The organism is Marinobacter maroccanus (assembly GCF_002933275.1).
In the GTDB taxonomy this organism is placed as follows: Bacteria; Pseudomonadota; Gammaproteobacteria; order Pseudomonadales; family Oleiphilaceae; genus Marinobacter; species Marinobacter maroccanus.
On sequence record NZ_PSSX01000010.1, the window covers coordinates 15,755 to 41,208 of the forward strand.

General features: G+C 58.3%; 23 protein-coding genes. 10 read left to right on the forward strand and 13 right to left on the reverse strand.

The window, feature by feature from the left end; translation table 11 throughout:
- Positions 1 to 4 precede the first annotated feature (4 nt).
- Together KEHDKFFH_RS12095 and KEHDKFFH_RS12100 are read left to right on the forward strand one after the other, a co-directional pair.
- Complete coding sequence (locus KEHDKFFH_RS12095) at positions 5 to 892, forward strand: branched-chain amino acid ABC transporter permease (RefSeq protein WP_104322155.1); 888 nt, start codon at positions 5 to 7, stop codon at positions 890 to 892.
- Between the two features lie 2 nt (positions 893 to 894).
- On the forward strand, positions 895 to 1,890 hold the full coding sequence (locus KEHDKFFH_RS12100) for a branched-chain amino acid ABC transporter permease (RefSeq protein ID WP_104322156.1): 996 nt from the start codon (positions 895 to 897) through the stop codon (positions 1,888 to 1,890).
- 81 nt (positions 1,891 to 1,971) lie between these two features.
- Here KEHDKFFH_RS12100 and KEHDKFFH_RS12105 read toward each other — a convergent pair whose 3' ends face one another.
- Positions 1,972 to 2,499, reverse strand: coding sequence for a hypothetical protein (locus KEHDKFFH_RS12105; RefSeq protein ID WP_104322157.1), 528 nt, complete (start codon positions 2,497 to 2,499; stop codon positions 1,972 to 1,974).
- 8 nt (positions 2,500 to 2,507) lie between these two features.
- The gene (locus tag KEHDKFFH_RS12110; protein ID WP_146084206.1) at positions 2,508 to 2,960 is read right to left on the reverse strand and encodes a hypothetical protein; all 453 of its coding nucleotides are present in this window, start codon (positions 2,958 to 2,960) and stop codon (positions 2,508 to 2,510) included.
- A gap of 421 nt (positions 2,961 to 3,381) precedes the next feature.
- Here KEHDKFFH_RS12110 and KEHDKFFH_RS12115 point away from each other — a divergent pair, with 421 nt between their 5' ends.
- Positions 3,382 to 4,572: an efflux RND transporter periplasmic adaptor subunit gene (locus tag KEHDKFFH_RS12115; protein WP_241956489.1), complete on the forward strand. Its 1,191-nt coding sequence runs from the start codon at positions 3,382 to 3,384 to the stop codon at positions 4,570 to 4,572.
- Positions 4,569 to 7,673 (forward strand): efflux RND transporter permease subunit, encoded by a 3,105-nt coding sequence (locus KEHDKFFH_RS12120; RefSeq protein WP_104322159.1) that lies wholly within the window; start codon positions 4,569 to 4,571, stop codon positions 7,671 to 7,673. Before KEHDKFFH_RS12115 ends, KEHDKFFH_RS12120 begins: the two co-directional genes overlap by 4 nt.
- 12 nt (positions 7,674 to 7,685) lie before the next feature.
- Here the strand turns inward: KEHDKFFH_RS12120 and KEHDKFFH_RS12125 are convergent, their stop codons facing one another.
- On the reverse strand, positions 7,686 to 8,459 hold the full coding sequence (locus KEHDKFFH_RS12125) for a DODA-type extradiol aromatic ring-opening family dioxygenase (RefSeq protein WP_104322160.1): 774 nt from the start codon (positions 8,457 to 8,459) through the stop codon (positions 7,686 to 7,688).
- Positions 8,460 to 8,484: 25 nt separating this feature from the next.
- The gene (locus KEHDKFFH_RS12130) at positions 8,485 to 8,925 is read right to left on the reverse strand and encodes a DoxX family protein (RefSeq protein WP_104322161.1); all 441 of its coding nucleotides are present in this window, start codon (positions 8,923 to 8,925) and stop codon (positions 8,485 to 8,487) included.
- 104 nt (positions 8,926 to 9,029) lie between these two features.
- Between KEHDKFFH_RS12130 and KEHDKFFH_RS12135 the strand changes: the two genes are divergently transcribed.
- Entirely contained in the window at positions 9,030 to 9,920 is an 891-nt protein-coding gene (locus KEHDKFFH_RS12135; RefSeq protein ID WP_104322162.1) for a LysR family transcriptional regulator, read from the forward strand.
- Between the two features lie 24 nt (positions 9,921 to 9,944).
- Here the strand turns inward: KEHDKFFH_RS12135 and KEHDKFFH_RS12140 are convergent, their stop codons facing one another.
- Genes KEHDKFFH_RS12140 through KEHDKFFH_RS12155 form a run of 4 tightly spaced genes read right to left on the reverse strand, consistent with a single transcriptional unit; the run spans position 9,945 to position 13,927 of the window.
- Positions 9,945 to 10,772 carry an ABC transporter permease subunit gene (locus tag KEHDKFFH_RS12140; RefSeq protein WP_104322163.1) on the reverse strand — a complete coding sequence of 276 codons (828 nt, stop codon included), beginning with the start codon at positions 10,770 to 10,772 and terminating at the stop codon, positions 9,945 to 9,947.
- The gene (locus KEHDKFFH_RS12145) at positions 10,765 to 11,694 is read right to left on the reverse strand and encodes an ABC transporter permease subunit (protein WP_104322164.1); all 930 of its coding nucleotides are present in this window, start codon (positions 11,692 to 11,694) and stop codon (positions 10,765 to 10,767) included. The genes KEHDKFFH_RS12140 and KEHDKFFH_RS12145 overlap by 8 nt, the downstream gene beginning before the upstream one ends.
- Before the next feature lie 4 nt (positions 11,695 to 11,698).
- Positions 11,699 to 12,817, reverse strand: a complete 1,119-nt coding sequence (gene potA, locus KEHDKFFH_RS12150) for a polyamine ABC transporter ATP-binding protein (protein WP_104322165.1) — start codon at positions 12,815 to 12,817, stop codon at positions 11,699 to 11,701.
- A 3-nt stretch (positions 12,818 to 12,820) separates the two neighbouring features.
- Positions 12,821 to 13,927 carry a polyamine ABC transporter substrate-binding protein gene (locus KEHDKFFH_RS12155; RefSeq protein ID WP_104322166.1) on the reverse strand — a complete coding sequence of 369 codons (1,107 nt, stop codon included), beginning with the start codon at positions 13,925 to 13,927 and terminating at the stop codon, positions 12,821 to 12,823.
- A 403-nt stretch (positions 13,928 to 14,330) separates the two neighbouring features.
- On the opposite strand from KEHDKFFH_RS12155, the gene KEHDKFFH_RS12160 reads away from it, so the two are divergent.
- Positions 14,331 to 15,695 (forward strand): glutamine synthetase family protein, encoded by a 1,365-nt coding sequence (locus tag KEHDKFFH_RS12160; protein WP_104322167.1) that lies wholly within the window; start codon positions 14,331 to 14,333, stop codon positions 15,693 to 15,695.
- A gap of 68 nt (positions 15,696 to 15,763) precedes the next feature.
- On the opposite strand, the gene KEHDKFFH_RS12165 is transcribed toward KEHDKFFH_RS12160, so the two are convergent.
- Positions 15,764 to 17,281: an aldehyde dehydrogenase gene (locus tag KEHDKFFH_RS12165; RefSeq protein ID WP_104322168.1), complete on the reverse strand. Its 1,518-nt coding sequence runs from the start codon at positions 17,279 to 17,281 to the stop codon at positions 15,764 to 15,766.
- 185 nt (positions 17,282 to 17,466) lie between these two features.
- Between KEHDKFFH_RS12165 and KEHDKFFH_RS12170 the strand changes: the two genes are divergently transcribed.
- The 4 genes from KEHDKFFH_RS12170 (at position 17,467) to KEHDKFFH_RS12185 (ending at position 22,292) form a co-directional block, all read left to right on the forward strand.
- Entirely contained in the window at positions 17,467 to 18,747 is a 1,281-nt protein-coding gene (locus KEHDKFFH_RS12170; RefSeq protein ID WP_277872181.1) for an NAD(P)/FAD-dependent oxidoreductase, read from the forward strand.
- A gap of 403 nt (positions 18,748 to 19,150) precedes the next feature.
- Positions 19,151 to 20,644 (forward strand): fibronectin type III domain-containing protein, encoded by a 1,494-nt coding sequence (locus tag KEHDKFFH_RS12175; protein ID WP_241956490.1) that lies wholly within the window; start codon positions 19,151 to 19,153, stop codon positions 20,642 to 20,644.
- An 89-nt stretch (positions 20,645 to 20,733) separates the two neighbouring features.
- Complete coding sequence (locus KEHDKFFH_RS12180) at positions 20,734 to 20,970, forward strand: hypothetical protein (protein WP_064227260.1); 237 nt, start codon at positions 20,734 to 20,736, stop codon at positions 20,968 to 20,970.
- On the forward strand, positions 20,967 to 22,292 hold the full coding sequence (locus tag KEHDKFFH_RS12185) for a sensor domain-containing protein (protein ID WP_104322171.1): 1,326 nt from the start codon (positions 20,967 to 20,969) through the stop codon (positions 22,290 to 22,292). Before KEHDKFFH_RS12180 ends, KEHDKFFH_RS12185 begins: the two co-directional genes overlap by 4 nt.
- Positions 22,293 to 22,342: 50 nt before the next feature.
- Here the strand turns inward: KEHDKFFH_RS12185 and KEHDKFFH_RS12190 are convergent, their stop codons facing one another.
- From KEHDKFFH_RS12190 to KEHDKFFH_RS12205, 4 genes are all read right to left on the reverse strand, one after another.
- Entirely contained in the window at positions 22,343 to 22,771 is a 429-nt protein-coding gene (locus KEHDKFFH_RS12190; protein ID WP_104322172.1) for a DUF7282 domain-containing protein, read from the reverse strand.
- A 118-nt stretch (positions 22,772 to 22,889) separates the two neighbouring features.
- Positions 22,890 to 23,621 carry an anti-sigma factor gene (locus KEHDKFFH_RS12195; protein ID WP_104322173.1) on the reverse strand — a complete coding sequence of 244 codons (732 nt, stop codon included), beginning with the start codon at positions 23,619 to 23,621 and terminating at the stop codon, positions 22,890 to 22,892.
- The gene (locus tag KEHDKFFH_RS12200) at positions 23,618 to 24,226 is read right to left on the reverse strand and encodes a sigma-70 family RNA polymerase sigma factor (RefSeq protein WP_104322174.1); all 609 of its coding nucleotides are present in this window, start codon (positions 24,224 to 24,226) and stop codon (positions 23,618 to 23,620) included. Before KEHDKFFH_RS12200 ends, KEHDKFFH_RS12195 begins: the two co-directional genes overlap by 4 nt.
- 159 nt (positions 24,227 to 24,385) lie before the next feature.
- Complete coding sequence (locus tag KEHDKFFH_RS12205) at positions 24,386 to 25,399, reverse strand: AraC family transcriptional regulator (RefSeq protein WP_104322175.1); 1,014 nt, start codon at positions 25,397 to 25,399, stop codon at positions 24,386 to 24,388.
- Between the last annotated feature and the right edge of the window lie 55 nt (positions 25,400 to 25,454).

The following is a 25,454-nucleotide window of genomic DNA, read 5'->3' on the forward strand; positions in this document are numbered from 1 at the left end:
CCCAATGTCCATGATTTTCGGCGTCCCTTTAGCTGTGCTATCCGGCCAGCTCCTGATCGGAATAATCAACGGCGCCTTTTACGCCCTGCTGAGCCTTGGGCTCGCGGTCATCTTCGGTCTGCTGAAGATCATCAACTTCGCCCATGGTGCCATGTATATGCTCGGCGCCATGACCACCGTCCTGATGTTCGATTATCTGGGCGTGAACTACTGGGTCGCCTTATTGTTGGCACCTCTTCTGGTCGGTGCCTTTGGTGTCGCCATTGAATATTTTTTACTGCGTCGCATCGCGGGGCAGGATCACATCTATAGCCTGCTGCTGACATTCGGTATCGCGCTGATCATTTCAGGTGTACTGGTAAATTGGTTTGGGGTTTCAGGCCTTCGCTACGCCATGCCGGACATGTTCAAGGGCGGCGTAAACCTCGGCTTCATGTTCATGCCCTACTACCGTGCGTGGGTTATCGTAGCGGCACTGGTCGTCTGCTTTGGAACCTGGTTCGTGATTGAGAAAACCAAGCTGGGAGCCTACCTGCGGGCCGGTACTGAAGATTCCCAGTTGATGCAGGGTTTTGGCATCAACGTACCGTTGTTGATCAGCCTCACTTACGGGTTTGGTGTGGCGCTGGCCGCCTTCGCCGGTGTTCTGGCCGCGCCCATTTATTCGGTGACTCCGGTCATGGGGTCAGCCACACTGATTACGGTATTCGCCGTGGTGGTCATCGGCGGCATGGGCTCCATCGGCGGTGCCATTATCACGGGTATTCTGATGGGCGTTATTGAAGGGCTTACCAAAACCTTCTACCCGCCGGCATCCTCGGCGGTCATCTTCCTGGTCATGGTTCTGGTTCTTATGTTCCGGCCCAGTGGCTTGTTCGGTAAGGAGGCATAAACATGAATCAGCCAGTCAATTCCGCCGACATTCACAAGGCTATCGTTGAGGAACAGGCCGCTCAGGATCGTAAAAAGATGATGCTGAACGGCGTGCTGCTGCTCATCCTGCTTGCCGCACCTTTCATGATCTATCCGGTCTTCCTGATGAAGATCCTGTGCTTCGCGCTGTTTGCGGTGGCGTTCAACCTTCTGTTCGGGTTCACCGGCCTGCTGTCCTTTGGCCATGCGGCCTTCCTGGCCACGGGTGGTTACACCACCGGTTATCTGCTCAGTAATTACAGCGGGCTCACCACAGAGATGGGTATCATCGCGGGCACGCTTGCGGCCACTCTGCTGGGCACGGGCTTTGCGTTGCTGTCGATTCGTCGCCAGGGCATCTATTTCGCGATGGTGACCCTCGCGCTTGCGCAGCTTGTGTTCTTCTTCTTCGTCCAGTCTGAGTTCACCGGTGGTGAAGACGGTATGCATGGCATTCCCCGTGGTGAGCTGTTGGGCTTTATCAATCTTGAAGACAACCTGAACATGTACTACTTCGTTCTGGTGGTGTTCATCGCCTGCTACCTGCTGGTACAGCGTATCGTCAACAGTCCGTACGGCCAGGTGCTGAAGGCCATCAAGCAGAACGAGCCCCGTGCCGTTTCCCTAGGTTACAACGTGGATCGTTACAAGGTACTGGCATTCGTGATCTCAGCAGCACTGGCAGGGCTTGCCGGTTCCATGAAATCCGTCGTATTCCAGTTGGCCTCCCTGAACGATGCTCACTGGCACATGTCGGGCGAAGTCATCCTTATGACTTTGGTTGGTGGTATGGGAACACTTCTGGGCCCGGTGGTTGGCGCCACCTTCGTGGTGAACATCGAGTATCAGCTCTCCCAGGGTGCCCTGCGTGACTGGGTGGATCCAATCCTCGGGGGTATCTTTGTACTGACGGTCCTGGCCTTCCGCAGCGGTATCGTGGGCGAGATCCAGAAGTTTGTGAAAAAGAATCTGGGCTGACGCATTCCGCACCCCCGAAAATGAAAAGGGCCACCTCTCGGGGTGGCCCTTTTCATTGTTCAGCTGGTTGCGTTTCTTCGGCTAGAACTCGGCTAACCGACTGGGTGTCCCCACATAGACATAAACCGCGGAATCTCCGCGGAACGCTACCCTGTGAACCGATATGTTCGGTTTGCCAGCGTCGGACGAGCGAAACCGGGTTACCGTTCCTGCATTCTCGCCATCCCGAGTTCTTTCGCCTTCCTCGCTTGGCCAGCTATCACCCAGGCATTGGCCCATCCAGTCGACGGCTTTGGTGTACCGTGTGGTGGCAACCTCGTCGTTGGGGGTGTTGCTGGAGCAGACGTAGGCGCTGTCGTTATTCGCCCAGCTCCAGATTTCGCAGTGTCCCCGTATCAACTGCTCCTTCGCATTGTAGACAGTAACCGATCTGAAACCGTTCGGGCTGCCCCGGTATTGCTCGAATCCTGACGGGTAGTCAGCAACGATTCCCTTCAGTGAGGCGCAGGGATCGTCAACTCCAAGCGACAGCGTATCCTGAAAAGCACATCCCGCGAGGGACAACCCCAACATTACGACAGAGAACTTTGCGGTCTTGTGGATGGTCATGTGTTGGCTCATTCCTTGAAGGATTTTTGAAGCTCGCGCACAGCAACCCGAGAAAACTCCTCGGTTGCCCGCTCAAGCGATGTCGGATCAATGGTGCTGGAAAACATTTGCCAGATGGCCTTGCCAGAGTCCGTATCGAACAAGGTTGTTCTCAGGATGTATTCGGTGGATTCCTCGTAACGGTCCGGAATTGTCATGGTTTCCATGTAGGTGACGGACCCCAGCGCACCAATATTGGTTACGACAGGGTTAAACACCACCTGGTTCGGGACATGCTCAACCTGCCGGTTCTTTCGCACCAGTGAGACGGTTAGAACACCGTCGGCCGTCTGCGTCTGCAGTCGCTCTTTTACTTTCTCGCGAAGTGCGTCTGCATCCTTCCAGGGCAAGGATGGTGCTGGACCATATGCTTCAGCCTCGTAGCCGGCGGCGCGCAGCCGTGAGACCAATGCTGCTTCCATAAGTGATCTGCTGTTTTCTTTCGGACTAATGGCGAGGACCAGAAGGTTTCTGGGAGCATCAGAAACATTCGGAGCCTTGCTGATACTTTTCACCTCCGGACCTGAGGCGCATCCCGCAAGAAAAAGAGCAATGAAAATGATTGCGAGCAAAGAGGGAGGGTAAATCGGGGGTCTCATCGGCAAGTCCATTCGTGGGGAGTCCAAGGGTGGAACTATTTTCATCCAGTTCCGGCGCTATTCAAAGCAAATATAGCAAAGTTTCCAGGTCATCTAATGGTTATCGAAACCGGATAAGACTGGACCGGCTTATCCCGGCTGAGAAAAATCGAATGTTAAATGGCCTGCCATAAAGGCATTGTCTAATCTTAGTGCGGGCGTTTGTTATGCCCACCGGGGAGTATCCATTCAAGGAGATGAAATAATGCCGTTTTTTGCACGATGGAATGCAGGTTTGAAAAAAGGGGCAGTTCTCCTTCTTCTGGTGTGGATCGCACTCACGCTGACTGGCTGTTCTGAGCCTCAGGAACAAAAACAAACCAACCCCGTCGCCGTCTCCGTGGTGGTGCTTGAGGCCAGCGAAATCCGGCCCTCCCGGGAGTTCGTTGCCAGAACGGCTGCTTCTGCCAAAGCTGATATTACGCCGCGCATTGAAGCAGAAATTCGGGAAATCCTTTTCACCGAGGGCGCGAAAGTCAGCCAGGGTGAGCTCCTGATCCGGCTTGAGGATACTCGCGCGAGCGCTGATCTTCAGCAGGCGGATGCTGAACTGGCCGCCGCCCGCGCCGAAGTGGACTCGGCAGCCCGAAACCTCCAGCGGGGGGAGGAAGTGTCGGAAAAGGGCTTTTTATCGGCTGCGGACCTGGACAAACTCAAAGATCGCTTCAGCGCAGCTGAAAGCCGCCTGAAGGCTGCCCAGGCCGCGGTTCAGAAGGCGGGCAGCAATCTCGAGTATGCCGAGATACGAGCGCCTTTTGATGGCTGGATCGGCCGCCTGAATTACGACGTGGGTGCCGTGGTCAGTCCTGCAACCGGGCCGATAACCTCGGTGCTGGTGACGGACCCTGTATACGTGGAATTCCAGATCAACGAGGCCGATTTCATTAACTTCCGGCGCAGGGGAGCGGAATCTGCTCAAGCGCTGTCCAGATCCCTGGGGCTTTATCTTACCCTGCCAGATGGCGAGCGCTATGAGCAGAGTGGTGTTGTAGATTTCGCCGACGTACAGACCGATGCCAGCACAGGCACCGTTGCGGTGCGAGCTGTTTTCCCCAATCCCGATGCGGTCCTCGTGCCGGGCTTATACGTGACACTCCGGGTTGAGGGGCAGTCAGGTGAGGCCCAGGTGCTTGTCCCCCAGGTAGCGGTCCAGGAGACCATTGAAGGGAAGTTTGTTCTGGTGGTTGATGACCAGAATCAGGTTGCCCAGCACTTCATCCAGACTGGCGCTCGGGAGGGAGCGCTGCTGGTGGTCAATTCAGGGCTCGAAGCCGGTGACCAGGTGATTGTGGAGGGCCTCCAGAAAGTCCGGCCCGGGGTCACGGTCAGCGCTGTTCAAAAACAGATTGATCCGCAAACCGGGGCTCTCATCCAGATGGGTGAGGCGAGCCAATGATCAGCCGGGTTTTTATCCATCGACCGAAGTTCGCGTTTGTCATTTCCATACTGATTACCCTCGCCGGGCTGCTGGCATTACGCATTCTTCCGGTCAACATGTATCCGGACATGGCCCCGCCCCAGATCCAGGTAACCGCGTCGCTTCCCGGGGCCAGCGCCCAGGTAGTGGAGGAAGCGGTGATCCGGCCGGTCGAGCAACAGCTGAACGGGGTGGAGGGCATGATCTACATCGAGTCCACTGCCTCCAGTGATGGCACGGCCAAGATCACGCTCACCTTTGAGAGTGGCACCGATACAGACATCGCCCAGGTCAACGTTCAGAACCGGGTTGCCCTGGCGGAACCGTTTTTGCCCGATGAAGTCCGGCGACAGGGCGTGGTGGTCAGCAAGCAGGCTGGCAACATGCTGATGGGTATCAATCTGACCTCCGAGCGACCGGACCTGGACGGCGTCTTCCTCAGCAACTACGCCTCTAATAATCTTGTCGAAGCCCTTGGTCGGGTGCCGGGCGTGGGTTCGGCGGAAGTGATGGGCGCGAAAGATTACAGCATGCGAGTCTGGCTGGATCCCCGTCGGATGGCCTCACTGGATGTGACCGTTGCCGAGGTTGCGGCCGCGCTTCGGGAGCAGAACCAGATTGTCGCGGCCGGCAAACTCGGCCAGCCGCCAGTGCCTGCGGGCCAGCAGTTCGTTTACAGTATCCAGACCCGGGAACGCCTGTCAGACCCCGAAGAGTTTGCCCAGACCATTCTCCGCTCCAGGCCTGATGGCGGCTTTGTGCGCCTGAGGGATGTGGGACGTATCGAGCTGGGCTCCCGCTCCTATACCTCCACCGCGAAACTGAACAATCAGGACACGGCATTCCTGGTAATCTATCAGCTGCCCGATGCCAATGCGCTGGAGGTCGCGGAACGGGTAAAAGCACTGGTTGATGAGGCGTCCGCCAGTTTTCCCAAGGGTGTGAATCACACCGTACTGTATGACACCACTGAGTTTATCAGCCGCTCCATCAGCGAAGTCATCGTGACGCTGTTCCAGGCCGTCGGCCTGGTGATCCTGGTGGTGTTCCTGTTCCTTCAGAACTGGCGGGCCACGCTGATTCCCAGTATTGCCATCCCGGTCTCCCTGATTGGCACCTTTGCGGTTATGTCGGTGCTTGGTTATTCCATCAACACCATCACCCTGTTCGGTCTGGTTCTGGCGATTGGCATTGTGGTGGACGACGCCATTGTGGTTATCGAGAACGTGGAACGCATCCTTGCCGAGGAGAAACTGCCTATACGCGAGGCGGTCACCAAGGCGATGGCGGAAGTCACCGGGCCGGTGATTGCCACCACGCTGGTGTTATTGGCCGTGTTCGTGCCTGTTGCCTTCATGCCTGGGATCACCGGCAAGCTCTACCAGCAGTTCTCGGTCACTATTTCGGTGGCGGTGGTCATCTCCTCAATCAACGCGCTCACCCTGAGCCCGGCTCTGTGCGTTGCGCTGCTTGGCAAGGGCGGGGATAAGGCCATTGGCTGGCTCCGGCCTTTCGAGGTGCTGATTACGCGGACCACCAGCGGCTACTCGAAGCTTGTGGTGCAGCTTCTTCGCAAAGGGGCACTCGTTGGCCTTACCCTGGTGGTGATTCTGGTTGCCGGTGCTGGCCTGTTCAAATCAGTGCCCTCGGCATTCGTGCCGCCGGAGGACCAGGGCTTCCTGTTTGTGGATGTGCAGTTGCCCGATGCTGCTTCCCTGGAGCGAACCGAAGCCGTGCTTGGTAAAGTCACCGACATGGTGCTGGAAGATCCGGCAGTGACCGATTTCATTACGGTGTCGGGCTTCTCATTACTGGGTGGCGCTGCCACGAACAACGGCCTTGGGATTGTCATGCTTAAGGACTGGGAAGAGAGGGAAGAGGCCAGTCTGGGCCTCGGCGCGGTGATTCCAAGGCTGTATTCCAGGCTCTGGACAATTCCCGAGGCCCAGGTAATGGTCTTCAACCCGCCTCCGATCCCCGGTCTGGGAACCTCGTCCGGTTTCGATTTCCGTTTGCAGGACAATCAGGGCAGGGACGTTGCGGAACTGGCGCAGGTTATGAATGGTCTCATCTACGAGGCCAACCAGCGCGAGGAGCTATCCCGGGTATACAGCACCTACCGGGCGAACATTCCGCAATATCTGCTGGAGGTTGAGAGGAACAAGGCCAAGGCCCTGGGTATCGAGCTCTCTGATATCTTCTCTACCTTGCAGACCCAGCTCGGCTCGCTCTACGTGAATGATTTCACCCGGTTTGGCAAAAACTATCGGGTGCTTCTACAGGCCGAAGGCGAGTTCCGGCAGCGCCCCGAAGATCTGTCCCATTACTTTGTCCGCAACCGGGATGGCGATATGGTGCCGCTGACCACGCTGGCCTCGCTCAAGCCTGTGCTCGGGCCCTCAAGCATCCAGCATTTCAATTTGAAGCGCTCGGTAACCATCTCCGGGGAGGCGGCAGCAGGCTTTGCCAGTGGCGACGCCATCGCGACCATGGAAGAGCTGTCAAAGAGCCTGCCGCAAGGGTATGAATTTAGCTGGGCCGGGCAGAGCCTGCAGGAAATACAGGCGGGTAACCTGGCAGCGGTAATCTTCCTGTTGGCCCTGGTGTTCGTGTACCTGTTCCTGGTGGCCCAATACGAGAGCTGGACCCTCCCGGTAGCAGTGCTTGGCGCCGTGCCATTGGCCCTTGCCGGCGCCATGGCCGGGCTCTGGCTGGTGGGCCTCGCGAACAACATCTACGCCCAGGTGGGCCTGGTATTGCTGATCGGGCTCTCCACCAAAACCGCCATTCTGATTGTGGAGTTTGCCATGCAGTTGCGCCAATCAGGTATTTCGACTTTCGAGGCGGCCCAGAAAGCGGCGGTGCTGCGCTTCCGGGCGGTGTTGATGACCGCCCTGTCGTTCGTGCTTGGCGTACTACCGTTGGTCTTTGCCAGCGGCGCCGGAGCGGCAAGCCGGGTTAGCCTCGGTATCACGGTTCTCAGTGGCATGGTTGCCGCCACCGTTCTGGGCACATTGCTGGTCCCTGTGTTTTACAAATGGATCCAGTCTGTCCGGGACCGCCGCCAAGCGGCAGCGTAGTTCCCTGCCGGTTCAGGCCGGATGCTGAAAAACAAAGGCATCCATGGCCAGAACACCGTGTTCGATGCCGCCATCAATCAGCACGCCGGGTTGCTGTTCACCGGCCGCACCGGCAGCTACCAAAAGAGGCAGGAAGTGCTCACTGGTGGGGTGCGCGCGTAGGGCGTGTGGGGCTTTCTTCAGCGTTGCTATCAGCTGCTGATGGTCTCCGGCCTGCACGTTTGCACGAACCCAGTTGGTGAAATCCCTCGCATACCCGGATGCGTTCGGGTCACCCCAGCGAACTTCGTACAGGTTGTGGGTAAGGCTGCCTGATCCGATGATGAGTACACCCGCATGCTCGAGTGGCTGCAGGGTCTGGCCCAGCTGCCAGGCTGACTCAGGTTCAAGGTTGGCGGGCATCGAGACCTGAAATACCGGAACCGAATGATCGGGGAACAGGTGCATCATTGGCACCCACGCCCCATGATCCAGCCCCCGGGTTTCGTCTGCTTTGGCGCTCCAGCCTCCTGCCTCCAGCAACGCCAGAGCAGTCCGCGCCAGTTCCGGGTGACCGGATGCCGGATACTGAAGGTTGTACAGCTCGGATGGAAAGCCCCGAAAATCGTGAATGGTCTCAGGTGTTCCCGAGACGCCAACCCGTATTTCTCTCGTCATCCAGTGTGGCGAGACTACCAGTACCGCCTTGGGCCTGTTCAGGCGTTTGCCCAGCTCTGTCAGGGCCGGGCCAGCGAGGCCCGGCTCCAGTGCGAAGGTGGGAGCGCCGTGGGAAACAAACAGACTCATGATTTGCTCCTCCGCGTTGCGGTGGTTATCGGGCTGCAATTGCGCGGTCGATGGATGCCCGGCCTGCTCCACTGAATATCAGGGATACGGATACCGCCAGCAAGGCCAGGCCAAACTCGTAACCATTGTTACTCATGAACAGGCCGTTGCCGATATGAACGCTGAAAATGGCGATCAGCATGGCGAATGCCAGTACCGCGCTGGCGGGCCGAACCAGCAGGCCGATGATCAGAGCCAGACCACCAAAGAATTCCGCACCGCCGGCTAACAGGGCCATCAGGTAGCCTGGGCTCAGCCCGATGGAATCCATCCATTGTCCTGTACCATCCAGGCCGTAGCCGCCAAACCAGCCAAACAGTTTCTGTGCGCCATGAGCGGCGAAAATGATACCGACGGGAATCCGAAGGGCCAGGGCGCCCCAGCCTGCATCAGTAGCCATCAATTTGTTCAGGAATGCGTTGTTCATGGTGAATCTCCTTGGGTGTGTTGTGAGCATGTGGGTACTTTACAGATATCAATAAACGGGATAAACGTAGCTTTATTGAATTAACTGTTCCGGAAAAAGAAACAATGGATCGATTGCTGGAGATGCAGACGTTCTGCACCGTGGTTGAGGCGGGGAGCTTCGTGGCTGCGTCGGAGAATCTGGGGATGTCCAAGGCCGCTGTTTCTCGCTATGTCAGCGAACTTGAAAGTCGTCTCGGGGTTCGGCTGTTGCAGCGGACCACCCGCCGCCTGTCGCTGACGGGAGAAGGGGAGGTGTTCTATGTCCGATGCAGGGAGTTACTGGCTGGCGTTGAGGAGGCAGAAGCGGAAATTACCTCCCGCAATGATGTCGCACGGGGCACGTTACGGGTGAACGCGCCGGTCAGCTTCGGAATCAGCCACCTGGCGCCTTTGTGGGGAGACTTTCACGCCCGCTATCCGGATGTGGAGCTGTCGATCGACCTTTCAGACCGGCTGGTGGACATCGTCGAGGAAGGCTTTGATCTGGCCATCCGGATTGCCACACTGCAAAGCTCTACACTGGTCAGCCGACGGATAACCTCCACCCGGCTGATGGCTTGCGCCTCGCCGGATTACATTGCCACCCACGGTTCCCCAGCGAAACCGGCAGACCTGGCCAGCCACAGAGTTATCGGCTACAGCAACTTCACCACAGGTAACGACTGGCCTTTTGAGGGGCCCGATGGCGCTACCAGCGTCCGTGTGCGGCCCTGGATGTACGCCAATAATGGCGAAACCTGCTGTGGTGCTGCCGTGGCCGGCCAGGGCATTGTGCTGCAGCCCGGCTTTCTGGTTCATAAAGACCTGGAAGCCGGGCGGCTGATGGAGCTGATGCCGGCGTATCGCTCCACCGAGCTTGGCGTTTACGCCGTCTATCCCACCCGCAAGTTCGTCACACCCAAAGTCCGTGCGCTGGTGGACTACCTTGTCTCTGCCTTTCCCGATGCCCTGTGAGGACGCGAGCGGGGCCTCTGGACGTTAGGCGTCCGGTGTCTGCAGCCGTTTGCGTTCCGCCCGGCGCATCAGATACCAGGCAATAAACGCAATCAGCGATACCGCCACGATGATCAGGGTGGCCAGCGCGTTGATCTTCGGCGAAACCCCCATTCTCACAGACGAAAACACCACCATCGGCAGTGTTGTTGCTCCCGGCCCGGAAACGAAGCTGGCAATCACCAGATCATCCAGGGACAGAGTAAACGCCAGCAGCCAGCCGGACACCAGCGCCGGAGCAATCACTGGCAGTGTAATCACGAAGAAGGTTTTCAGGGGCGTGCAGCCCAGGTCCATGGCCGCCTCCTCGATGGAGCGATCCACTTCCTGCAACCGGGCCGACACCACTACCGCCACATAGGCACTGCAGAAGGTGGTGTGGGCGATCCAGATGGTTGCCATGCCACGATCCACCGGCCAGCCGATGGTCTGGGCCATCTGCACGAACAACAGCAGCAGCGACAGGCCCGTTATCACCTCCGGCATAACCAGTGGCGCGGTAATCATGCTGGACAGCAGCGTGCGCCCGCGCATCTTCTTGAACCGGGTGATCACGAACGCACACAGCGTCCCCAGACACACCGCCATGCTGGCGGAGTAGAAGGCAATCTGCAGGCTCATCCACACCGCCGACAGAATCTGCTCATCCCGGAACAGCTCGCCGTACCAGTGCGTCGAGAAACCGGCCCACACCGACACCAGCCGGGACGCATTGAACGAATACACGATCAGCACGAACATCGGCAGGTAAAGAAACAGCAGGCCAAGAACCAGCATCACTTTCGAGAAACTGAAGGAACGGGACTTAACCATGCTTTTCCATCTCCCGGGCCTGGAACCGATGGAACAGCACAATGGGCACCAGCAGTAACAACAGCATCGCGATCGCCAGGGCCGACGCCACCGGCCAGTCGCGGTTGTTGAAGAACTCCTCCCACAACACCTTGCCGATCATCAGCGTATCCGGCCCGCCCAGCAGCTCCGGAATTACGAACTCACCCACGGCGGGGATAAACACCAGCATGGAACCGGCCAGAATACCGGCCTTCGACAGTGGCAGGGTAATGGCCCAGAAAGTCGTGAGACTCCGGCAGCCCAGGTCTGATGCTGCCTCCAGCAGCCGCACGTCGAGCTTCACCAGGTTGGTGTAGATGGGCAGCACCATGAACGGCAGATAGGCATAGACAATGCCCAGTACCACCGCGAAGTTGGTGTTCAGCATTTTCAGGGGCTGTTCAATCAGACCCAGCCACATCAGAGAACTGTTCAGCAACCCCTGGTTGCCGAGGATGCCCATCCACGCGTAGACACGGATCAGGAACGAGGTCCAGGACGGCAGCATCACCATCAACAGCAGCACCAGTTGCCAGTGCTTCGGTGCCCGAGCCATGGCGTAGGCCATGGGGTAGCCAATAAGCAGGCACACAACGGTGGCCAGGAACGCCGTTTTCACCGACCCCCAATAGGCAGCGATATAGAGGCTGTCGGACAGCAGGAACAGATAATTCCCGATATTCACCACCACCGAGAGGGTGTTGTCCACCCACCGGAAGACCGGTTCGTAAGGGGGAATGGCCATCACCGCCGAGGTCAGACTGATCTTCAGCACCAGCGCAAAAGGCAGGAGGAAGAACAGCAGCAGCCACAGGAAGGGGATACCGAACACCACCCGGCGATTAAACAGGACTGCACGCACCCGCTCGGTCAGAGGGGTGGGTAAAAGTTTCCGTCTCATTGGCTCAGTTCCAGAGCAGGATGGGGCTGGAGGCTTCCCAGGATACGAATACCCTGTCGCCCCAGGTTGGCCGCTCGCCACGGCGTTCCACGTTCGCCATGGTGGCCTGAACGCGTTTGCCGCTGGCCAGTTTCACGTAGTAAGACGTGATGTCTCCCAGGTAGGCAATATTGTCCACCGTGCCGCAGCTCCAGTTGTGCTCGCCGTCCGGTTTGTCAGAGGTGAGGTAGATCTTCTCCGGACGCAGGGCCACCAGTGTTGCGGTGCTTTCCGCCGGAGTGGTTACGCCGCGATCGATAAATACCGGGGCGTCCAGCAGGTCGCTGGTCAGCGTAACGCTGTCGGCTTCGTCTTCCCGGATATGAGCCTCGAAGATATTCACCGAGCCTATGAATTCCGCAGTCATGCGGCTGTTCGGGCTTTCGTAGATGTCGATCGGCGAGCCGATCTGGGCAATCCTGCCCTGGGCCATGATGGCTATCCGGCTGGCCATGGTCATGGCTTCTTCCTGGTCATGGGTCACCATCAGGCAGGTGGCGCCCACGTTTTCCAGAATCTCCACCAGTTCCAGCTGCATTTCGGTGCGCAGCTTCTTATCCAGGGCACCCATGGGTTCGTCCAGTAACAACAGCTTGGGACGTTTGGCCAGAGAGCGGGCCAGGGCAACGCGTTGTTGCTGACCACCAGACAATTGCTGGGGCTTGCGCCGGGCATAGGGTTCCATCTTGACCAGCTTCAGCATGGCGGCCACCCGATCGCGAATTTCGCTCTTGGGCAGCTTGTCCTGTTTCAGACCCATGGCAATGTTCTGCTCTACCGTCATGTGCGGGAACAGGGCATAGGACTGGAACATCATGTTGGTCGGGCGCAGGAACGGGGGCAGGCTGGTAACGTCCTGGCCGTCGAGCACGATGGTGCCGGTGTTGGGCGCTTCAAAACCAGCGAGCATGCGCAGCAGGGTGGACTTGCCGGAGCCGGAACCACCCAGCAGGGCGAAAATCTCGCCCTTATGGATGTCCAGGTTCACATTGTCCACGGCCAACGTGCCATCAAAGCTTTTGGAAATGCCCCGAATGCTGAGTAGCACCTCCGCTTGCGCGGAGGTGCTGTTGCCGTTTTCCACCCCTTAACGACCAGACTTCACGTTGGTCCAGGTGCGGGTCATCAGACGCTGTGCGTCCTGAGGCCGGCCTTCCATGATGTACAGCTTCTTCATCACGTCATCCGTGGGGTAGATGCTGGTGTCGCCCAGGATCTCCGGATCAACAAACTCGTTCGCCGGCTTGTTCGGGTTGGCGTACCACACGTAGTTGGTCACGTCCGCAATGATCTCCGGGCGCATCAGGAAGTTCATCAGCTTGTGGGCGTTCTCCACGTTCGGCGCGCCGGCCGGGATAGTCATCATGTCGAACCACAGCACCGCACCCTCTTTGGGAATGGTGTAGCGGATCACGTTGCCGTTCCCGGCTTCCTCGGCACGGGCAGCGGCCTGCAGGATGTCGCCGGAGTAGCCGGCAGCCACACACAGGTCACCGTTAGCCAGATCGCCAATGTAGCGGGACGAGTGGAAGTAGGTGATGTTCGGGCGAATGGCCTTGATCACCTCACCGCCTTTTTTGATGTCGTCGGCGTTGTTGCTGTTCGGGTCCAGGCCAACGTAAGCCATGGCCGCACGCACCATCTCTTCGCCGGAATCCAGCATGGCAATACCGCAGCCGCCGGCGGCAAGTTTGCCGGTGACTTCAGGATCGAATACCAGGGCCCATGAATCGGTGGGGGCGCTGTCACCCAGGATTTCCTGGATACGGCCTTCGTTATAGCCATAGCCATTGGTGCCCCAGAGATAGGGCAGGGCGAACTGGCTACCCGGGTCAACCTTTTCCAGATCGTCCATCAGGTCCGGGTTCAGGTTGCTCATGTTCGACAGTTTGCTGTGGTCCAGGGCCACGAACGCGTTGGCAGAAATCTGTTTGGCCACGTAGTGGTTGGAAGGCACAACAAGATCGTAGCCGGAACGACCGGAAAGCAGGGCGGCTTCGAGGATCTCGTTACTGTCGTAAACGTCGTAGATGACCTTGATGCCGGTTTCTTCCGTGAACTTCGCCAGGGTGTCCTCAGCGATGTAATCGGACCAGTTGTAGACACGCACTTCCTCAGCGGCAAACGCGGAGGAGGCACACAGAGACAACGCAACAGAGGCGGCCAGCGCCTGTGGCTTACACAACTTCAACATTGGATGATGTCCCTCACTCAAAAGGGATTAATACAAAACGTGCAGGACGCACGCAGTGTTGTGCAGGTCTGCTGAGGGTGGCCGCAGTTGGCTGTTGTCCCGGAAAGAACCGGTCGCCGCCTTTTGACTCCTTTAAGGCTTGTCCTGGAAAACGGCGGTTTAGAACTAACCGTGTTCGCGCGATATTTAGCACGAGAATCAGGTGTGCGCTATAAAAAAATTCATCAAACGGATCAGTGGTTTTCCCTATCGGAAGCCTGAGTCATGCTAAATGTGTCGAAACCGGGGTTTACGGTATGTGCCTATCTTGCCAAACACCCCGGAAAACGGGATAAAGGAGTGTTTAAACCCCTGCGCCGGCTCCTCGGCACCAGGCCTGTTTGCGTTGTGGAAGGCTTTCCCTATGGCTTCTGGTTCTACGAGTGCCGACTCGTTCCTTCAGGCACACCCCGAACTGCAGTTTGTTGATCTGCTGATCCCGGATATGAATGGCATTGTTCGCGGCAAGCGGGTGGATCCTTCGGCGCTGGCGAAGGTATTCGAGCGTGGCGTGGCCATGCCGGCGTCCATCTTTGCCCTGAACATTCAGGGCACCACGGTGGAAGAAACCGGGCTGGGGCTCGATATCGGCGAGGCAGACCGGGTGTGCCTGCCTATCGAGAATACCCTCACCATGGAACCCTGGCAGAAGCGGCCCACTGCGCAACTTCTGTTGACCATGTATGAGCTGGATCGCGAGACACCGTTTTTCGCAGACCCGCGGGTGGTATTACAGAACATCGTCAAGCGGTTTGAGGAGCTGGGGCTGACTCCTGTGGCGGCCTTTGAGCTGGAGTTTTACCTGATCGACCAGGAAAACCTCGCCGGTCGCCCTCAGCCACCCAAGTCACCCATCTCCGGCAAGCGCCCGGCCGGCACCCAGGCCTATTCCATTGATGATCTGGACGAATACGCGGAATTCCTGGCGGACGTGCTGGATGCCGCTCACGAGCAGGAACTGCCAGCGGATGCGCTGGTGGCCGAGTCGGCGCCCGGGCAGTTTGAAGTCAACCTGCACTATGTGGACGATGCGGTGCAGGCCTGCGACCACGCCACCCTTCTAAAGCGTCTGATCAAGAACATGGCCTACGACCATGAAATGGACACCACGTTCATGGCCAAGCCCTATCACAACCAGGCTGGCAGCGGCATGCACCTGCACGTTAGCCTGGTGGATGGCGAAGGCCGCAACGTGTTCGCCGGCGACGCCGAGCAGCCTAACGACATGCTGCGCTGGGCCGTAGGCGGACTGGTGGCGACCATGAACGATGCCATGGCGCTGTTCTGCCCCAATATCAACTCCTATCGGCGGTTCAGCCCTGAATACTACGTGCCCAGTGCTGCCACCTGGGGCGTGGATAACCGCACCGCGTCGCTGCGTCTGCCGGGCGGTGATCCCGAGGCTCTGCGGATTGAGCACCGTGTAGCCGGTGCCGATGCCAACCCGTATCTCCTGATGGCCGCCGTGCTGGCTGGCATTCACTACGGCATCTCCAACAGGATCGAACCACCACCGGTCACCGTCGGTAATGCCCACGAACAGCACGAAGCCTCATTGGTCAATAACCTGCGGGATGCCTTGCGGGAGCTGGGGCAATCGAAAGTGATGGCCGACTATCTTGGCAGCCAGTTTCTGGATGTGTTCGTCGCCTGTAAGGAGCATGAACTGAATGAGTTCGAGATGACCATCTCGGATCTCGAATATCTCTGGTACCTGCACACGGTATAGCGGTTTGTGAATGATAAAAACGGCGCCCCGAAGGCGCCGTTTGTCGTTGCGAAGAGGCTCTTTTGCCTCTACTCCAGAACCAGCCAGGTCGCTTTCAATTCCGTGTACTTGTCGAAGGCGTGGACAGACTTGTCGCGGCCGTTACCAGACTGTTTGAAGCCGCCGAAGGGCGCTGTCATGTCGCCGCCGTCATAGTGGTTGATCCACACGCTGCCGGCCCGCAGGGCCTTGGCCACTTTGTGAGCGGTATTGATATTGGAGGTCCACACTGCCGCGGCCAGGCCATAAATGGAATCGTTGGCAATGCGGATGGCCTCATCAGCGGTATCGAACCCGATCACCGACAGCACCGGCCCGAAAATTTCCTCGGAGGCAATGCGCATCTGGTTATTCACCCCGTCAAACACCGTGGGCTGAACGAACAGGCCGCCGGTGTCCTCCATAATCCTCTGGCCACCTTCTACGAGGCACGCGCCTTCCGACTGGCCAATGCCAATGTAGTCGATAATACGATCCAGCTGCCCCTGATCCACAATGGCGCCGCAAGTGGTTGCCGGGTCCAGCGGGTGGCCGGGGCGCCAGGTTTTCAGGGCCTCGCGAATCAGGCCGACAAACTCTGCGCGAATGCTGTTCTCAACCAGCAGGCGACTGCCGGCGGTGCACACCTCGCCCTGGTTGAAGGCAATGGCGCTGGCTGCCTCGGCGGCGGCTTTTTTCAGGTCCGGCGCATCGGCAAAGACAATGTTCGGGCTCTTGCCACCGGCCTCGAGCCACACCCGTTTCATGTTGGACTGGCCAGCATAGATCATCAGCTGTTTGGCGACATTCGTGGACCCGGTAAACACCAGGCAGTCCACATCCATGTGCAGGGCCAGGGCTTTGCCCACCGTGTGGCCGTAGCCCGGCAGCACGTTGAAAACGCCGGAGGGAACGCCGGCTTCCTCGGCCAGGGCGGCCAGTCGAATAGCGCTCAGGGGTGATTTCTCGGAAGGTTTGAGAATCACCGAATTTCCGGTGGCCAGGGCCGGGGCGATTTTCCAGGCCGCCATGATCATCGGAAAGTTCCAGGGCACGATGGCAGCCACAACACCCATGGGCTCCCGGGAGATCATGCCAATCTGGTTGTGAGGCGTGGGGGCAAGTTCACCGTAGACCTTGTCGATGGCCTCGGCGGTCCAGCGGATTGCTCTGGCGGTGGCCGGCACATCCACGTTCCTGGCGTGGCTGATGGGTTTGCCCATATCCAGGGTTTCCAGCAGGGCAAGCTCGTCGCCGTTGGCTTCGATAAGGTCAACGAACCGCAGCAGTACCGCCTTGCGTTTGGCCGGTGCCAGCTGACTCCAGATGCCTGCCTCAAAGGCGTTCCTGGCCGCCATAACGGCCTGGTCGGCATCGCTCTGATCACAGCTGGCAATGGCGGCCAGCTCACGCCCGTCAATCGGGCTGACCGAGAGAAAGGTCTCTCCTTTGGCAGCCCATTGATAGGCGCCGTTCAGGTAGGCGCGGCCTTCCAGTGACAGGCGTTCGGTCAGGGCCTGCCATTCGGCTTGGCTGGTTGGGGTGGAAGAGCTGACGGGTTGATTCATGGGCGCCTCGCAGGCTGTAGAGTTGAGCAATCATAGCAGCACTTTCACGCGCGGGCGCCGCCCGCGATATAGGTATAAGAACGTGTCTTTCCGAACGGCCGGCGCTGGCATAGACTTTCTTCGGCGCGCCGCGTTGCCCGCCGGATCCTGAACGTCTCTTTCACCCTCTCTGGCGCCACATAATGATCCAGTATCCTCCGGTTCCCTCATATTACGCAGCCTCTGCCAACCCGGCCCCTGTGCGCCCGGCGCTGCGAGGATCCTGCGAGGCGGACGTGTGTGTCGTTGGTGCCGGTTACACCGGCCTGTCCACGGCGCTGTTCCTGGCAGAAGCCGGTTTCAGGGTGGTGGTTCTGGAAGCCGCAACGGTTGGCTGGGGTGCATCGGGACGCAATGGCGGCCAGATCGTGAACAGCTTCAGCCGTGATCTGGACAGTATCGAAAGGCAGACTTCGCAGGAGCACCTGAAGCTGCTGGCCGAAATGGCCTTCGAAGGTAGCCAGATTATTCGCCAGAGGGTAAAGAGTTACGGCATTCATTGTGACCTGAAGGAGGGCGGTATTTTTGCCGCGCTCAACTCAAAGCAACTCAAGCACCTGGAATACCAGCAAGCGCTCTGGCGCCGATTCGGTTATGACCAACTGGAACTGCTGGATCGGAACGCTATCCGCTCCCGGGTTGGCACGGAGCGGTATGTCGGTGGATCCATCGATCACACCGGCGGCCACATTCATCCCCTTAATCTGGCCCTGGGCGAGGCCGCGGCACTGGAGTCGCGCGGGGGCGTGATTCACGAGCATTCAACGGTAACGAGCATCGTCCCCGGTAAAACCGTAACCGTTAAAACCGACATGGGCGAGGCGAGGGCGCAAACAGTTGTTCTGGCGGGCAATGCCTATCTCGGCGGCCTGGTGCCGGAACTCGGCGCCAAATCCATGCCATGCGGCTCGCAGATTATTGCCACCGAGCGGTTGGACGATGCCGTTGCCAGAGAGTTACTGCCCAACGACAACTGTGTCGAAGACTGCAACTACCTGCTGGACTACTTCCGGCTGTCTGGTGATAAACGGCTGATTTACGGCGGCGGTGTGGTCTACGGTGCCCGCGATCCGGCCAACATTGAGCGGCTGATTCGCCCGAATATGCTGAAAACCTTCCCGCAACTGGCGAACGTGAAGATTGATTACGCCTGGACCGGCAATTTCCTGCTCACCCTGTCACGCCTGCCCCAGCTCGGCCGTTTGCACGAGAATGTGTTCTATTCCCAGGGCTGCTCCGGCCATGGCGTCACTTTTACTCATGTGGCTGGCAAGGCATTGGCCCTCGCGATTCAGGGTCAGGCGGAGAGGTTTGACGCGTTCGCCAGTTTGCCCCATTACCCGTTCCCGGGTGGCCGCGCGTTCCGGGTGCCTTTGACGGCGATGGGGGCCTGGTACTATGCGTTGCGTGACAGGTTGGGGGTTTGACTCCCTTGGTGGCTCTGCACCTTCCGCAAAGTCAGTGAATCTCCGTTATCAGGGAGCGGTCTCCGGAAAACTGTGAAATCGCTCTCACTTTACCAACGTTTAAATTTGTAATTGGGCGCCGTGTTTATTGGTGATGACGCTGAGCCGGAATTTAAACGCGATGCGTAAAAACACGCTAAAACAATGCCTTATCTCCCGCAATCCGAGCTCCGGGCTGTAACCTTCCATCACAACGTGTATCTCTCCGTAACCGCCAATTTCCTGACGCAATTGCTCCGGGAAATCCGGAACTGCGACGCATATAACCGAAAACTGCCGCTGTAAGATTCGCTCAAATTCGTCAAATAATTGGTGCGAAACAATGTCATATTGCGGCAAAAAACTTACGAAGCAAGGACTGCTGATGTTACCTGCGGTCGTTCTGCTTTCGGGCTGCAATCTGGACATTTCCAGTGACGACGACAACACCTCGGCACAGTCGTCGGTCACGACCGAGCCGACAGTGCAGATTGCTGGCGCAGCGATGAAGGGCGTCATCCAGCAGGGATTGGTTGTTGCCAATCGCCTGATTGCGGATAAAGACGGCTATTATTCGCCCCAGCGCCAGGCAGCAAAACCGGTGTTGACGGCAGACGACGGCAGTTACGAGTGGCAGCTTCGCGGCAAGGCCGAAGGCTGGGCTTTAGTTGAACTGACGGCTGATGGCGGCACCCGCATGATCTGCGATGTCGTACCCCAGTGCGATCAGGCTGGCGGAGCGACAGTGGCTTTTGGCCAGACCATGCCCCTGGACAGCAACTTCAGTCTGCTGGGCGCAGGCGATCTGCGCATGGAAACTGTTAACCTCACTCCGCTGACTCACCTGGCGGTTACCCTGGCGGAGCGTAGCTCGGAGGGGCTATCTCCGGTGGCTATCTCCAATGCCTACAGCACCGTGGAAAACTGGTTCGGCCTTCCGACCGGCGCCCTGCGCCTGACGCCGCCGGACCTCACCAACCTGAATGCAACGACCGGAGTTACCGCTGACGCCATTCAGGTGGCAATTGCCAACGCGGCGTTTCTGGCTCTGGTGAACGACAACACCCAATGGGATTCGATTTCTGACGTGCTGGCGGATGTGACCTCACAGGTCAGCGCTACCGGCCAGATCAGCATCACAGGTGACGGTACCAACGTAGCATTGGCGGATCTGGTCAGCGCCGCTGCGCTGCAATCCTCCGAGTTGCAGAATGTGGTGGATTCAAGTGTCATCAGCCAGAAACTGGTGGTTGTAGAGTACCGAAACGTTCAGCGCTTCAAAACCATTGCCGATGTAAATGAAGAGGGTGATACCGTTGTTGTCGACTCCGGTAATACCACTGACGGAACCACCGACGGAACCACTGGCGGGGATGAAACCGCTGGAACTGACTCCGGCAGCACCACCGATAGCTCAACCGATACCAACACCGATACCTCGACCGATACGTCTACGGGTTCAACGGACGAGCAGGTTGCCGGTACAACTGAGCCCGACACTTCAGGCGGTGAAACATCAACTGATACCACTACTGACGAAACCGTAGCGGACACAGGTACAGACACGGAAACCAGCGAGCCAGTTACCGAAACAACGCCCGAGGAAACTGTCCCGGCGAATACGGCACTGCTGAGCTGGACCGCGCCGCTGACCCGCGAGAATGGCGAGAGCCTGGCCATGGGCGAAATCGCAGGCTTCGAAGTGGTCTATGGCACCAGCGCTGAAAACCTGGACCAGAGCCTCGCGATTGGTGATGCCTCTGTGGATGAGTTGCTTGTGGACGAACTTACCGAGGGCACCTGGTACTTCGCCATCCGAACCCTGGACACCGATGGCAACCGCAGCCGTCTGTCCGAGGTGGTCTACAAACAGATCTGATTTGCCACTAAAAGGCAGCGTTGCCCCCTGTGGGCTTCGCTGCCAGCCTGCTACTATGTACTGGTCCATCGCATCTTCTCAGGTACATAATGGCTGTTTCAGACCACTCTCGCGCGCTTCTTGAAGTTATCCCTGATGCCAGAGACGGCCTTACCCGCACTGAAAGAATCATTCTTTACGTACTGCACGAAACCCAGCGAGAGCTGAATGGCCGTAATGTCCCGACCGCCATGCTCTATGGCAGGGTGCTCGAATATGTGGATATGAGCGAGGCAGACCTGCATCTCTATCTGGACCGGTTGGGCGTAAAGGGAGATGGAATGTGACGATCGATCTCAATGCTCTCTACCCCAAGCTGGTCAACCTCATACTCGACACGATCTTCGTGGTGGACGAATCCGGCCAGATCGTTTTCGTCAGTGAGGCTTGCCTGCAGTTGCTCGGTTACTCGTCAGCGGAAATGATCGGAACGCCACTGCTTGACTATATTCACCCGGAAGACCAGGAGCGCACCCTGGTCGCAGCCCGCCGGGTAATGAGTGGTCACACCCACACGGATTTTGAAAATCGTTACCTGCACAGAGATGGGCATGCCGTGCACATCCTGTGGTCGGCTCGCTGGTCTGAGGAAGATCGTCTTCGGATTGCCGTGGCTCGCGATGTCACTGCATTACGGCGGGGCGACCAGACTCGCAACGCGCTTTACCGGATCTCCGAGGCAGCTCATGAGGCAGAGACGCTCCGCGATCTGTGCGATGGTGTTCACTCCATTATTGGTGAACTTTTCCCGGAGTCTGATCTTTATCTGGGTTTCAATCAGTCACGGTCTGGTCGGCTCAGCTCGCCAGACTGGCGCACGGACAGCGGTTGGATCGACTGGCAAGTGACCCCGGTATCCGCCCTTGAAGATGTCATCAACACCCGAAAATCGCTCATGGCGGCCAGGGATCCGGTGCATCCGGGTCTTGGGATGCACACTAGAACCGGCTCAGAGGTTGCCAACTGGCTGGCGGTGCCTCTGGTTTTCCACGAGTCCGTTCTGGGCGTCCTGGTGATTGAGCGAGCGACAATGGCCGTATCGTATGACGAGGCCGACAAGTCATTACTGGAGTTCGTGGCAACCCAGGTTGCTGCGGTTGTCGAGCGCAAGCGTGCAGAAGAAAATCTTCGATTCCTCGCTCATCACGACGGGCTTACCGGGTTAACCAATCGTTCCCTGTTCTACGACCGCCTGGAGACAGCCCTGCGATCGGCAAGCCGGAACGAAGGGCGACTGGCGCTCCTGTACCTCGATGTGAACGACTTCAAGCAGATTAACGATACCCTGGGCCATGAAGCCGGCGATCAACTGCTGATCGAAATGGCTCAGAGACTCAGGGACTGCACCCGTGAGGCAGATACCGTGGCAAGGATGGGCGGCGATGAGTTTACAGTGCTGCTCACCGATGTTCATGGTCGTGAGTCTGTCGAAAACGCCATGGTCAAGATTCGCGATATGCTGAGCTTACCGGTAGTTCTCGGCGGAAAAACGGTTCGCGTGTCTTGCAGTATCGGCTCGGCCATGTACCCGAAAGATGGTGAAACCGCGAGGCTATTGGTCAGCAAGGCCGATACGGCAATGTACGCGAGCAAGCGTCAGGCCCAGTAGGGCTGGCTGCATTCGTCATATACGCAAGCAGCCAGCCCGAGTGTCAGCGATTATTTTGCGGTAATGGTCTGCATCACCAGCTTGCCATCTTTCTTGATCGGGCCGTCTTCCTTGGCGCCCAGGGTGTATTCGAAAATTCCGGTTTTCATGCCGCCGTCTTCGCTGTGAACCATCAGCATCAGCATGTCACCGGATTGCACTTCCTCGGTCAGGATAGCCGCGACATCCATGTTCATGCCTTTGCGCAATGGTGCATGGGCAACGACAGGGCCGGGCTTCATGGATTCGTCGGTGCGATGAACCACCAGCCAGCCATTCTGTTCGGCAACCACCTTTTTGGCGGATACAACGCCGTTGGCGACGGACTGATCATTGGTCCAGACCCCGGCTTTATGCTCAGCTGCCAGTGCCGAGCCGGTTGCGAATGCGCCGGAAACCAGGGCAGCCAGAAGTGCGGATGTTTTTGCGTGCTTGGTCATTGCGTTCTCCTAAGTCTCAGTGTTTACCGTCCATTGGGTTGTTATTGGACGGCTTAACTGCAGCTACGGGAGCGGGTACGCAAAGTTTCAGGCACCCGTTGATATTTTGTGGCCCCGACTACTGATTATTGTCGTCGGTGGGGTAGAGGTAACCATGAATCGCCGGCCCGGTGGGCTGGCCAGTGGGTGAGCCGCCTTCGGGCTCGACACTTATCCCGAACGTGGCTTCCTTGAGAAGGGCGGGGTCGTAATTTCTCAAGGCTCCCTCATCAAGTTTGAAATCGTTGCCCAGAACGCCCACCGAACGTGGGTTTGGTCCCAGCTCGTCTGCCTTGATCCACAACTGATAGGATTTTCCGGGTCTTGCCTCGGCGGTCACCGGCCGGATATTAAGCCGTTGTTCCTTCAGGTCCACCGTCAGCAGGAAGGCCGGCTGTTGATCGTTATGCTGGAACACGGCTACAAACGACTGCATTTGAGGTGCGGGCTGTGGCTGGAACACCAGAACTGCCATCAACAGCAGGGCAGCCGCCGAAGCAATCGCCGTACTCCAGCGCCAGCGGTTCAGCTGACTGCGCAGTGCAACCACGTTGGAGGTTTCGGCAGCCTTGCGGGGTGTCGATTCGATTCGGTCCAGAGCCTTCTCGATTTTTGCGAACAGCGCTGGCGAGGGCTGCACGGGCTCGGTTTCTTCAGCCAGCCTGCCCAATCGCTCTTCCCACTGCAGAATCAGGGTCTCCACCTCCGGATCCTCGCGGCGCCGGGTTTCAACATACTCCCGCTCCTGGGCCGGTAAGGTGCCCAGAACGAACTCTGCAACCAGCATGTCCAGGTCGTCGCGTTCCGTCATGATTCCAGGCACCTTTTGATCTGTTTCAGGGCGCGGTGCAGCCAGGTTTTTACCGTATTGACCGGCTGCTCGAACTGGCTTGCCAGATCTTCCCGGGACCAGCCGTTGAGATAGGCCAGGCGTACCATGTCCTGTCGGTCTTTCTCCAATTGGTCTATGCAGTGATTCAGTTTATTTGCCGCCTGCTGGTCTTCCAGCTGTTCCTGAGCCGTTGACTGTCTGCCCGGCATCTCGTCCAGCTCATTGCTGTTCGTGGTGCGTCCGGCAGGGTGTTTGCGCAGCTCATCAATCGCACTGTTACGGGCAATCGAAACCAGCCAGGTGATAGGCGAGGATTTGCCGTCCTGAAATTGCTCTGCTTTCTGCCAGACCTTGAGGTAACTGTCCTGGATAACATCGTCTGCCCATTCTCTGTCTCTGAGGATACGCAATACGGTGCCCAGAAGTTTCGGAGCAGTTGCCCGGTAGAGGAGGGCGAAAGACCGGCGGTCTTTCTGAGCCACACGATGAATCAGCTCAGCAACACGCTCAGGGGTGTCTGAGGGCGGCTGCGAACTGGTCGCGCCGATGGCATTGTCTGGGAGCTGATGGGAGTCAGGCTTCATGGTGCCTCAGGCTCTGGTGTCTGATCAGCAGGTTACTTGTTGGTTCGCTGCTGCTCAACAGGAATTTGTCCGGAGTCTGTCGGCTGAAGCGGGTGGATGTGAGTAAGGGAGGTTGCCTCCCCTCCTCACGGTAGGGGCTGTGGGCAACGGCTCAGCCGATCAAAATAGCACAGTGTTCTGCTTGCGCCACCGCACCGGAGGCATGCCCGTCCAGCGCCGGAATGCGCGGTAAAAGGTACTTGCCTCGGCAAAACCCAGTGCTTCGGCGATTTCCGGCAGGGAAGAGGTGGAATCGGCAACCGCCTGCAGGGCCTTTTCGCGGCGTACGTCATCAACAAGTCTATCGAATGTCTGGCCCTGTTCTCGGAGTCGCCGGGCCAGGCTGCGTTCGCTGATGCCAAGGGCTTCCGCCGCGTCTGCCCGGCGGGGCAGAACCGGGCCGATGCGAGCGGAGAGCCATCTTCGTATTTCGGGCACCGAGGCGCTGTTGATGGATAGCGCGGCGAGGCGAGCGGTTGTGTAGCGCTCGTGCACTTGCGCAAGCTGAGGGTCGGCCTGGGGCAGGGGCTGGTCCAGAACGCTATTGTCGATCAGTACCCCGCTGAACGCCTGCTCGAATTCTACCGGGCAGTTGAATACCGTCTGATACCCCGCCAACGGCCCCAGTCGCGGTTGGCTGAATTGCACCCGGGCCGGTTGCATCCGGGTTCCCGTAACCCAGCTCCCGAAGCCCACCACAGAGGCCAGAACCGCCTCAATCTGATGCGGACTGAATGCCAGCTGTCCCTGCCTGGGGTGGTAAACCAGCCAGGTGGCCGCGTTGCCGGCAACAACCTGGAAACGCCCGCCATCGGAGATCAGCCGCTGGAAACGCTGCACCATCACGATGGCTTCCCGGAGAGTGGCGGCGGACTGCAGCGCGAACCCGACGCCGCTGATACTCATCGGAGAGAACTCCGCACCGACTTTCAGGCCAAAGCCCGGATCACCGGTGCAGCGTTCGGCGGCGTGCCAGAGCCGGGTAATATCATCAATCGGCCAGCGTTCCAGTTCGCAGGCGGAGTGCGCGATATCCGCCTCTGCCAGCAGCTGGTCGGCTGTTACCGACAGCCTCTCTGCAGCGCCGATCACGGTGTTGACCCAGCCAATGGAAACCGTGGCCTCTAAAGTCAATTTTGTTGGCCTCTAAAGTCAATTTTAAAGCCATGGTACCGGTATATCTTTAAAG